The following is an 8,288-nucleotide window of genomic DNA, read 5'->3' as shown; positions in this document are numbered from 1 at the left end:
CGCTGCGCGTCCCGGTCATGCTCGATGGTTTCATCGGCTGCGCGGCGGTCGCGCCGCTGGCGAAGGACAATGCCGGGATCGGCGGCCATTGCCTGGCGGCGCACCTGTCGGCGGAAGCGGCGCACGGGCGGTTGCTGGCGGCGCTGGGACTGGAACCGCTGTTGCGGCTGGACATGCGGCTGGGCGAAGGCAGCGGCGCGGCGGTCGCGGCGCAGATCGTGCGGTCGGCCCTGGCCGCCCATGGCGGCATGGCGACCTTTGCAGAGGCGGCGGTTGCTGGCGCGCTATGAACGGCGCCGTCACGCTTTACCTGATGCGTCATGGCGTGCCGCAGCCCGGCGGCAGGTTGCTGGGGCATCTGGATGCGCCGCCGGAAGCGGAAGGGATCGCGCTTTGTGTCGAGCGGGCAAGGGGATTGGACTTTGCGCGGGTGGTGACGTCCGACCTGTCGCGGGCGCAGGCGCCGGGCGCGATCATCGCGGCGGAACGGGGCGTCGGCCATGGCGTCGACGCGCGCTGGCGGGAACTGCATTTCGGGCAATGGGAAGGCGCCGATCCCATAACCCTTCCCGCCGATGATCTGGCGCGATTCTGGGATGATCCGGACGGTTTCCCGCCGCCGGGGGGCGAAAGCTGGGCCGATCTTCGCGCCCGGATCGGGGCGGGGCTGGACGACCTTGCCGGGCCGGCGCTGGTCGTCAGTCATGCCGGGGCGATGCGGGCGGCGTTGGCAGTGCTGTGCGGTTTCGACGCGCGGCAGGGCTGGGCGGTCGACCTGCCCTATGGCGCGGTGTTGAGCCTGCGGGTCTGGCCGGGCGCGCAGGGGGCAGAGCGGCCTTCGGGGCAGATTATCGGGCTGGTGACATGAAGCGGCTGGTGCTGGCGCTGCAATTGATGACGCGCTTGCCCCTGCCGTTGCTGGCGGCCGATGAGGCGGATTTCGCCGCCGCGATCCGCTGGTTTCCCGCCGCCGGGATTGCCGTCGGCCTGATCGTCGCGGGGGCCGCGGGCCTTGGCATCCGGGTCGATCCATGGGCAGGCGCCCTGTGCGGGCTGGTGGCGTGGGTTGCCGTAACCGGCGCGCTGCATATGGACGGATTGGGCGACATTGCCGACGCGGCGGGGGCGGCGCATGGCGATCGCGCGCGTCTGTCCGCCGTTCTGGCCGATCCCCATATCGGCAGTTTCGGCGTGGTCGCCATCGGCCTGCAATTGCTGGCCAAGCTGGTGCTGCTGCGCCTGTGGGTGGAGAGCTATCCGGTGTGGATGCTCGTTCCGGTGGCGATGGTGGCGCGAATCGGGCCGCTGGTCTGGACGCGATGGCTGCCGCCGCTGCACGAGGGACTGGCGAGCCGCTTCCGGGCTGGCTGGCGGGCCGGTGCGCTGGTCTTCTGGGTGATGCTGGGGCTGGCGCTGAGCTATTGGGCGCCGGGCTTGTGGGCGGCGGCCCTGCTGATCCCGCTCTGGGGACTGTGGCTGCGGTCGCGCATGGGCGGGATTTCCGGCGATGGGCATGGCGCGGGCATCGAACTGCTGGAAAGCGGCCTGCTGGCCGCGATGGTGCTGGCGCGATGAGCGGCTTCACCTGGCATGGCGGGCGGCTGGCCGAAGCGCGGGCGGCTTATGGCGGGGAGGAGTGGATCGACCTGTCGACCGGCATAAGTCCGCTGACTTGGCCGGGCATCGATGATGTGTCCACGGATTGGCGGTGCCTGCCGGATCCGCGGGACCTGGCGGAGATGGAGGCGGCGGCGGCCGCGCATTTCGGGGTCGATCCCGACCATGTCTGCACCCTGCCGGGCAGCGAAATGGGCCTGCGCCTGTTGGGCCGGATGCTTGATATGCCCGCCCGCTGGCTGGTGCCGAGCTATCGCACCCATGGCGAGGTTTTCGCGCGGGGCCGGCCCATGGTCGAGGGCGAAGAGGCCCCGCGCGAAGCGGTCGCGCTGCTGCTGGCCAATCCGAATAATCCGGATGGCCGCCTGATCCCGCCCGCCCGCCTGCTGGAATGGCTGGAGGGGCTGGAGCAGGCCGGGGGCTGGCTGATCGTGGACGAAGCCTATGCCGATGCCGTGCCGTCCTGTAGCCTGGCGGGAGCGGTGGGCGATCGGCGGCGATTGATCCTGTTGCGGTCCTTCGGCAAATTTTTCGGACTGGCTGGCGTGCGCTTGGGCTTTCTCGTCGGGCCGAGGGCGATCGTTGCGGCGGCGCGCCGGATATTGGGGGAATGGCCGGTATCGACGGCGGCGGTCGCCTTTGGACGGGCGGCCTACCGGGATCGGGCGTGGATCGGGGATGCGATCGGGCTATTGGAGGAACGGGCAGGGTTGCTGGATGCGTTATTGGCGCGCCATGGGCTGGCGGCGCGGGGGGAATGTCCGCTGTTCCGGCTGGTGGAGGTCGAGGATGGATCGGCCCTGTTCGACCGGCTTGCCCGAAAAGCGATCCTGACGCGGCCTTTCGAGGAAAACCGGCGCTGGTTGCGGCTTGGCCTGCCGGGCGGCGCGGCGGAATGGGAGCGACTGGACCGGGCGCTGGCCGATGGCTGAACCGGTGGCGCTGGCCGCGCTGATGCTGGATGCGGCGCTGGGCTGGCCGGCATGGCTGCATGCGCGGATCGGGCATCCCGTGGGTGGGTTTGCCCGGATCATCGACGTCTTGGAACGGCGGTGGAACCGGAATGCATGGAGCGGCCCGGCGCGGCGATGGGCCGGTATCGCCCTGCTGCTGTTGCTGTTGGGCATTGCGGGTGGCGCGGGGTTGGCCATGCAATGGGCGATTCGCCGGTGGACCGGGGATATGGCGTGGATATGGCTGGCGGCGGCGGCCTGGCCCGCATTGGCGCAGCGGAGCCTTCATGCGCATGTGGTGCCGGTCGCGCGGGCGCTGGCGAGCGAGGAACTGGACGAAGCGCGGCGGGCGGTCGCCCGGATCGTGGGGCGCGACACCGATGCGCTGGATGAGGCCGGAGTGGCCCGGGCCGGGATCGAGAGTCTGGCGGAAAGCTTTTGCGACGGGATCGTGGCGCCGTTGTTCTGGCTGCTCCTGCTGGGGCTGCCGGGAATCTGGGCCTATAAGGCCGTGAACACCGCCGACAGCATGATCGGGCACAAGGAAGCGCCGTTCACCCATTTCGGCTGGGCCGCAGCGCGGTTCGACGATCTGCTGAACTGGGTGCCGGCGCGACTGGCGGCTCTTCTCCTTTGCATCGCGGGGGGAGGAGGATGGGCCGTGTTGCGGCGGGATCACCGGCGGCATGCCTCGCCCAATGCGGGCTGGCCTGAAGCCGCCATGGCGGGGGTGTTGCGAATCAGGCTGGCGGGGCCGGTTCGCTATGACGGCATTCTGCATGACAAGCCCTGGATCGGTGAAGGCGGCGACGCGGATGTCGGCGCGATGCGGGCGGCGCTTCGCGTCTATCTTTGGGCCTGTCTGATGTTGTGGGGCCTGACCGCGATCGGGGAGGGAATCGGATGACGACCGTGCTGGTGCTGGGAGGGTGCCGCTCCGGCAAGAGCCGCTATGCGCAGGCGCGTTGCGAGGCCATGGCGGGCGGCAGGCTGGCCTATATCGCGACGGCCCAGGCTTTCGACGCGGAAATGGCGGACAGGATCGCGCGTCACCGGCTTGATCGCGGGGGCCGCTGGCTGACCATCGAGGCGCCGCTGGATCTTGCGGCAGCCCTGTTCGAAACGTCAGGTGAAGTGGACGCGATCCTGGTCGACTGTCTGACGCTCTGGCTGTCCAATCTGATGCTGGCAGGGGCTGATATAGGCGCTGCCCGCGCCGCTTTGGCGGATGCGGTGGCGGCTTGTCCCGTGCCTGTCATATTGGTGGCCAATGAAGTGGGGCTGGGGATCGTGCCGGATAATGCGCTGGCCCGGCGGTTTCGGGACGAGGCGGGGTGGTTGAACCAGGAAATGGCGGCCTTATGCCGGGAGGTCATATTGCTGACGGCGGGGCTGCCCTTGACACTCAAGGGTTAATATTGCACCATAGTATAGAATTATGAGGGGGCAATGGCGGATTCGCGACGGGACCGTTCTGGACCGCGTGAACGGAAACGCGACCTAGACGGGGGTATAAGAAAACTTCGTTGCGCAAAATGCCGGTGTAATATTTGGGTTCGTGCGTCTTGCCTGCTTCCATCTCAGGCAATAAGGGCGAAGATGGCTGTAAGGCTGTGGAGGGGTTTATGGGAAGCAACAGGTCCGGCAAGGGGCATGCGTGCTGTGAACGCTACCATCAATTACTGAATGCTAAAGGTGACGGGCGGTCTTTTCGCTCCGCTTTGTACTGGCTGAATCAGGGGGATCGTCTGTGAGTGCGCTTAATCCGGACTATGTGTTCGTCTTCATATTGGCGGCCTTTGTGGGGTTCCAGCTGATCAAGAAGGTGTCGCCGCTGCTGCATTCGCCCTTGATGTCGCTGACCAATGCGATTGCAGCGGTGGTGATCGTGGGCGCGATCTCTGTGACGGGCGAGGCAGGGGCGACGCCGCTGGCCAAGACGCTGGGCTTTGTCGCGGTGTTCTGCGCGACGGTCAATCTGGTGAGCGGTTTCATGATCACCGATCGCATGCTCAAGATGTTCAAGCCGCGGGGTAAGTGAGATGAATGCTTTTGTCCCTTTCGCGGCGATCCTCTCGTCAGTGCTGTTCATCCTTGCGCTTATGTGGATGAGCCATCCTTCGACCGCGCGCCGGGGCGTGCGCGCGGGTGAGATCGGCATGGCCGTCGCCATCATCGGCGCGCTGGTCCAGCATGAGGTGGTCGACTATAACCTCATCATCATCGCCATGGTCGCGGGCGCGGCGGCGGGCATTCCGATGGCGCTGTTGATGCCGATGACGGCAATCCCGCAGCGAACCGCCATCTCCCACGCCTTCGGCGCGCTGGCCGTCGGCCTGATCGGCGCCGCAGAATATTACAAACATGCCCATGCCGGCTATGGCGGCAGCTTCATCCTGTGGGCGCTGATGTTCGAAATGCTGCTGGGTTTCCTGACCTGCACGGCATCCGTCATCGCCTTTGCCAAATTGCAGGAGTTGCTGGGCAGCCGTCCGGTTTCCTTCGTCGGGCAGCGGGTGCTGAATGGCGCCGTCGCGCTGGCGACGGTGGTGATCGGCGCGATGCTGGCGATCGATCCGACGCAGACCTGGCTGTTCCCGGCCTTTGTCGCGCTGGCGCTGGTGTTCGGCATATTGCTGGTGATCCCGATCGGCGGGGCGGACATGCCGACCGTCATCGCGCTGCTCAACAGCTATGCGGGTCTGGCCGCATCCGCCATGGGCTTTGCGCTGGGTAACAAGCTGCTGATCGTGGCGGGCGCGCTGGACGGGGCTTCGGGCTTCATCCTGGCGGTGATCATGTGCAAGGCGATGAACCGCAGCTTCGCCAATGTCATGTTCGGCGGCTTCGGCAAGGTCGTGGCGGGCGTGGCGGGCGGCAAGGACGACCGGGTGGTGCGTTCCGCGTCGGCCGAGGAAGCCGCGATGCAGCTGGAAAATGCCAGCAATGTCGTGATCATTCCGGGCTATGGCATGGCCGTGGCGCAGGCCCAGCACAAGGTCAGCGAGCTGTATCAGGCGCTCACCAAGAAGGGCGTGGACGTCAAGTTCGCGATCCATCCGGTGGCGGGCCGTATGCCCGGCCATATGAACGTGCTGCTGGCCGAGGCGAACGTGCCCTATGAGCAGCTGGTCGAGCTGGACGACATCAACCCGGAACTGCCGCAGGCGGACGTGGCGCTGATCATCGGCGCGAACGACACGATTAACCCGTCGGCGCGCGACGATCCGCAGAGCGCGATCGCGGGCATGCCGATCATCGAGGCGGATCGCGCCAAGTCGGTGTTCGTGATCAAGCGCTCCATGAACGCGGGCTTCGCCGGGATCGACAATCCGATCTATTACAACAGCAACACCCAGATGCTGTTCGGCGACGCCAAGGACATGGTCGGCACCATCGCCAAGGAACTGGCCGGTGGTTCGGGACTGCATTGATCGAGGCGCGTTGCGCGACGAGTGAAGGAAGGCCCGCCGGATGCATCCGGCGGGCTTTTTCATTCCACGATGACGCCGGGTGGGCTGGATTTGGGTGACACAGGTGACACGACGGATTTACGGCGGGCCCCGGATCTGGGCCCGGATCTAGGCCGAACCCTGCCATTGGGTTTTGACGGTTGAAAGAGCCGCGAGCGGCATAGCGCGGCGCGGGGGCTGTAGGACAGCGCTATTTGGGCAGGGCGCCCGATCCGCCAGCGACAAAGATGCGCCGTCGTCAACCGCGACCGCCACATGCCGTCGATACAGGGATTATCGATACAGGGATTGCAGCCTTCGCTATGCGCGGTTGGCGGGGGAAGCGTTCTTCTTGCGCAGGGCGGGGCGCGGCTTTGCCACGGCGGCGCGCGCGCTTTGCTGCTGGAGGATCATCTGCTCCCCGAATTTGGTCATCGATATGATGAGCGCTTCGGCCAGATTCGCGTCCCGTTCATGGCATGCGAGCGTCAGCCGGCCATTGTCCCGCAAAATGCGATCGACATCGTTGCGCGCATCGCCGCCCAATCGGCTGACGCTCATGCGCATTTTCCATGACCGCAGCAGCCGTTGAAGGCTGCTGTTCCCGCATTTGTCCACCCAGAAATTGTGCAGGCGGTTGCGGGCGTAGAGGAAGGCGGGCAGATCATCCGACCGGGCGCTTTCCGTCATGGCGGCGAACAGCGTTTCCATCTCCACCAGTTCCTCGTCGGTGGCGGCCCGCAAAAAGCTTCGGATCATCAGCCCGTTCAGCGCCGCCCGGATCTCATAGAGTTCGGCGACTTCGGAAATGCTGATATTGGCCACTCGCGGCCGCCGCCGGGCCGGGATTTCCACCAGTCCTTCCTTTTCCAGGAGCAGCAACGCCTCTCGCACGGGGGTACGGCTGGTTGCGAAGCGCGCCGCCAGTTCCACCGAATTGAGATCGGCGCCGGGGGCAAGGCGACCTTCGGATATATCGCGGGCGATATCGGCTGCGATCTGCCCCACAAGGGAGTCCTGGCGATCCTGAAGATCAAGGGCGATCGAAGCTTCGTGATCTGCCCCGTCGTGGAAAGGAATGACGTCGCTCATAAATCCTGCATAGCGCAATCAACACGGGCTGACCATCAGTGGAAAGCATCCATAACTGTATGCACAATATATCGAAATGTCGATATATATGTCATTTTTATCCAAAAGTGTCGACATTATACTTTGCTTGCAGCATGGTTGGCCTGTCAGCATCTTTATGGAATCGGTCATGCCCCAAGCCCTCCCGCCCATGCAGCCCCTTTGGGATGCCACGCATTTGATTGGTGATGCCGATGCGCTCGGCAAGGTCATGCAGGAACGCGGCTACTGGTTTTTCCGGGACGTGCTGGATGCCGGCGCCGTGAAACGGATGCGTGACCGCTACATGGCTTTCCTCAGGGATGGGGGCGTCATCGCTGCTGATGCCGACGAACCGATCTGGAACGGCGCGCCGCTTGACAATATCCCCGAGAAAATCGAGCCGCTGCACGAACAGCGCGCCTGGCGCAGCTTCGTCGCGGAACCGACGATCCATGCCTTCTTCACGCGCCTTCTGGGGGTTGCGCCTTTCTGGATTCCCAGCGTCGAATATCGGATCACGCCGCCCCGGAAAGGGCTGGTCAACGATTTCCTGACCGGCCGGCATCAGGACGGATTTGCCAATGGCGGCATCGAATTGCTGACATGCTGGGTGCCGCTTACCGATATTGACGGCGAGGTCGGCGGGCTGGCCATGGCGGAGGGCCTGCAGAAGGGCGGCATATTGCACGACCTGAACGATGTGCCCAAGCACCGCATTCCCGATGGCGCCATTCCGGACGATGTGTGGCACCGCAGCGACTACAGGCCGGGCGATCTGGTGATGTTCTGCCCGGAAATTCCCCATAGCGGCATGGTCAACAGATCGGACAAATTCCGCCTGTCGGTGGACGTGCGGGTCATGCCGATCACCGGCAAGCTGCCGGTTGTCGGCAATGTCGTGGAGATCGGCAGCGATTATGTGGTCACCGCCAATCATGACGGTCGCGACGTCCGCCTGATACTGGACGACAACACTTATTGCCGCGGCATAACGGGCGCCCGCATTCCGTTGCCCGACATGGTGGAGCGGGTGCAGCCGGGCGATCCGGTCATCGTTTCGTTCGAAGGGGAACATGCCGTCCTGCTGCGACCGCAGCGCTGAGATTCTGTTTGGAAATGCGCGGAAAAGCGCATTTCGGGTCCGCACCGGGCC

The 8,288-nt window shown here is 65.3% G+C and carries 10 protein-coding genes; 9 read left to right on the top strand and 1 reads right to left on the bottom strand.

What is annotated here, in order from left to right:
* The 8 genes from RUH75_RS22745 to RUH75_RS22710 all read left to right on the top strand — a co-directional run.
* Positions 1 to 290, top strand: a 290-nt coding sequence (locus RUH75_RS22745; protein WP_313809483.1) for a nicotinate-nucleotide--dimethylbenzimidazole phosphoribosyltransferase, incomplete at its 5' end; no start/stop codon positions are given.
* On the top strand, positions 287 to 868 hold the full coding sequence (locus tag RUH75_RS22740; protein ID WP_313809482.1) for a histidine phosphatase family protein: 582 nt from the start codon (positions 287 to 289) through the stop codon (positions 866 to 868). The genes RUH75_RS22745 and RUH75_RS22740, both read left to right, overlap by 4 nt.
* The gene (locus tag RUH75_RS22735) at positions 865 to 1,575 is read left to right on the top strand and encodes an adenosylcobinamide-GDP ribazoletransferase (protein ID WP_313809481.1); all 711 of its coding nucleotides are present in this window, start codon (positions 865 to 867) and stop codon (positions 1,573 to 1,575) included. Before RUH75_RS22740 ends, RUH75_RS22735 begins: the two co-directional genes overlap by 4 nt.
* A complete protein-coding gene (locus RUH75_RS22730) occupies positions 1,572 to 2,549 on the top strand; it encodes a threonine-phosphate decarboxylase (RefSeq protein ID WP_313809480.1) in 978 nt (325 codons plus the stop codon). The genes RUH75_RS22735 and RUH75_RS22730 overlap by 4 nt, the downstream gene beginning before the upstream one ends.
* Positions 2,542 to 3,477, top strand: a complete 936-nt coding sequence (cbiB, locus tag RUH75_RS22725; protein ID WP_313809479.1) for an adenosylcobinamide-phosphate synthase CbiB — start codon at positions 2,542 to 2,544, stop codon at positions 3,475 to 3,477. The genes RUH75_RS22730 and cbiB overlap by 8 nt, the downstream gene beginning before the upstream one ends.
* Positions 3,474 to 3,986 carry a bifunctional adenosylcobinamide kinase/adenosylcobinamide-phosphate guanylyltransferase gene (gene cobU / locus RUH75_RS22720; protein ID WP_313809478.1) on the top strand — a complete coding sequence of 171 codons (513 nt, stop codon included), beginning with the start codon at positions 3,474 to 3,476 and terminating at the stop codon, positions 3,984 to 3,986. The genes cbiB and cobU overlap by 4 nt, the downstream gene beginning before the upstream one ends.
* A gap of 334 nt (positions 3,987 to 4,320) precedes the next feature.
* Positions 4,321 to 4,611, top strand: coding sequence for an NAD(P) transhydrogenase subunit alpha (locus tag RUH75_RS22715; RefSeq protein WP_313809477.1), 291 nt, complete (start codon positions 4,321 to 4,323; stop codon positions 4,609 to 4,611).
* 1 nt (position 4,612) lies between these two features.
* Positions 4,613 to 6,004 carry an NAD(P)(+) transhydrogenase (Re/Si-specific) subunit beta gene (locus RUH75_RS22710; RefSeq protein ID WP_313809476.1) on the top strand — a complete coding sequence of 464 codons (1,392 nt, stop codon included), beginning with the start codon at positions 4,613 to 4,615 and terminating at the stop codon, positions 6,002 to 6,004.
* A gap of 339 nt (positions 6,005 to 6,343) precedes the next feature.
* Here the strand turns inward: RUH75_RS22710 and RUH75_RS22705 are convergent, their stop codons facing one another.
* Positions 6,344 to 7,114 (bottom strand): GntR family transcriptional regulator, encoded by a 771-nt coding sequence (locus RUH75_RS22705; RefSeq protein WP_313809475.1) that lies wholly within the window; start codon positions 7,112 to 7,114, stop codon positions 6,344 to 6,346.
* Between the two features lie 190 nt (positions 7,115 to 7,304).
* Between RUH75_RS22705 and RUH75_RS22700 the strand changes: the two genes are divergently transcribed.
* The gene (locus tag RUH75_RS22700) at positions 7,305 to 8,237 is read left to right on the top strand and encodes a phytanoyl-CoA dioxygenase family protein (protein WP_313809474.1); all 933 of its coding nucleotides are present in this window, start codon (positions 7,305 to 7,307) and stop codon (positions 8,235 to 8,237) included.
* Positions 8,238 to 8,288: the final 51 nt, after the last annotated feature.

The sequence above is a fragment of the Sphingobium sp. genome (assembly GCF_032153725.1).
Classification (GTDB): domain Bacteria; phylum Pseudomonadota; class Alphaproteobacteria; order Sphingomonadales; family Sphingomonadaceae; genus Sphingobium.
Note: the sequence above shows the minus strand (reverse complement) of the source record. Positions and strands in the feature narration are given on the sequence as shown.